This window comes from Frankia sp. CcWB2 (assembly GCF_977927585.1).
The window spans coordinates 867-2675 of record NZ_CDWRCM010000208.1; the positions used below are offsets into that span (position 1 = coordinate 867).

Below are 1809 nucleotides of genomic sequence, written 5' to 3' on the forward strand. Positions count from 1 at the left end.
CAACCGAGGTCGGGCAGGCGCTGTTCGCGTTTATTCCCCGGGGGATCCCACAGCTGCTGATCGGTGGGTTCGTCGTCGGGATGAAGCTGCCCGGGTCGGTCACGGCCTGCCTTCTCGGCGTGGCGAGCCTGCTTCTCGCGGTCGTGATCTCGGCGGCGACCGTCTACCTGGTCGCCGTCGCGGGCTTCTGGCTGGTGGAGACGCGCGGGGTGCAGCTCGTCTACATGGTGGCCTCTGGTTTCCTCGCCGGGTTGTTCGTGCCGATCAGCATGTTCCCGCGGTGGCTCGAACTCCTGGCCCAGGCGACGCCGTTCCCGTCGATGATGATGTATCCGGTCGGCATCCTCGCTGATCGCGTGGACATCACCGGCGCGCTCACCCTGGTAGCGGCGCAGGTTGCCTGGCTGGTCGGCGTCGGCGGGCTCGGCCAGGCGCTGACGCGCGCCGGCCGGCACCGCCTGGAGATCCAGGGTGGCTGAGCCGCTCGCCCTGCGTACCGGGCTGTGCTCGCGTCCCGGGCCCGCTCCCAGACCTCCTACCGGGCGAACTTCGCCCTTGACCTGGTCAGCTCGCTGCTGTCGGCCGTGATCGAACTGGCCGAGGTGTGGGTGGTCTTTCACGCCACGACCCGGCTCGGCGGCCTGGAGTTCCGCCAGATGCTGCTGGTGTTCGGCCTGGCCGACCTCTCCTTCTCACTCGCGGACCTCGCCTTCGGGCACTGCGACAGGCTGCCGACGTACCTGCGCGCCGGCACCTTCGACGTCTTCTACCTGCGGCCGCAGCCGCTGCTGCTGCAGCTGGTCACCAGCGACCTCAGCCTGCGGCGGCTGGCGCGCGCGTCGGTCGGCCTGGCCGCGCTGGTCGCCGGTCTGGCCCTGGGCGACGTTCCCTGGGGCCCGGCCGCGGCCGCGCTGCTGGCGACCGCCCTGGTCAGCGGTGTCGCGACGTTCGCCGCGCTGTTCGTCTGGGCGGGCGGCCTGCAGTTCTTCCTGGTGGACGGCCGGGAGATGACCAACGCGTTCGTGTATGGCGGCCGCTACGCCGCCACCCAGCCAGCGTCGCTCTGGTCCCGGCCGTTGAAGGTCCTGTTCGGCTTCTTCTTTCCGATGGCCTTCACGGGGTACCTGCCGACGCTGATCCTGCTCGGTCTGCCTGGACCGGAGTGGCTGCCGAGGTGGCTTGGCTGGTGCGGGCCACTCGCGGCTGTCTGGGCGTGGGCCATGGCGCTGCTGTGCTGGCGCTGGGGCGTCCGGCACTACCAGGGAGGCGGCGGTTGAGCATGAGCGTCAACACTGCGATCGTCGAGACTCCAATCGTCAACACTGCGATCGTCGAGACAGCGATCGTCGAGACCGTCGGGCTGACCCGGCAGTTCACCGTGCGCGACGGGCTGCGCCGGAGGCGACTGACCGCCGTCGACGACCTGACCGTGCGGATCTCACCCGGCGAGGCGGTCGGCTACATCGGCGCGAACGGCGCCGGCAAGTCCACCACGATCAAGATGCTGGCCGGCATCCTCGTGCCGACCCGCGGCACTGTGCGCACCTGCGGGCTGAGCCCGGTGAAGGACCGGCGCCGGCTGGCCCGCCAGGTCGGAGTGGTGTTCGGTCAGCGATCCCAGCTGTGGTGGGACCTTCCCGTGCGGGAGTCGTTCCGGATCCTGGCCGCTATCCACACCCTGCCCGCCGCCACCGAGCGCACGCGCACCGACGAGCTGGTCGAGCGGCTCGAGATGGCAGACTTCCTCGCCACCCCGGTCCGCCAGCTCTCCCTGGGCCAGCGGATGCGTGCCGAGATCGCCGCCGCGCT

The 1809-nt window shown here is 70.6% G+C and carries 3 protein-coding genes; all 3 read left to right on the forward strand.

All coding sequences use genetic code 11. From position 1 onward, the window contains the following. On the forward strand, positions 1-479 hold a 479-nt coding region (locus tag ACY45C_RS18155; RefSeq protein WP_462188775.1), incomplete at its 5' end, for an ABC transporter permease. Between the two features lie 24 nt (positions 480-503). Next, positions 504-1277 carry an ABC transporter permease gene (locus ACY45C_RS18160; protein WP_462188776.1) on the forward strand — a complete coding sequence of 258 codons (774 nt, stop codon included), beginning with the start codon at positions 504-506 and terminating at the stop codon, positions 1275-1277. Positions 1278-1279: 2 nt separating this feature from the next. After that, positions 1280-1809 (forward strand): ATP-binding cassette domain-containing protein (locus tag ACY45C_RS18165; RefSeq protein WP_462188777.1); only part of this gene is annotated, 530 nt, incomplete at its 3' end.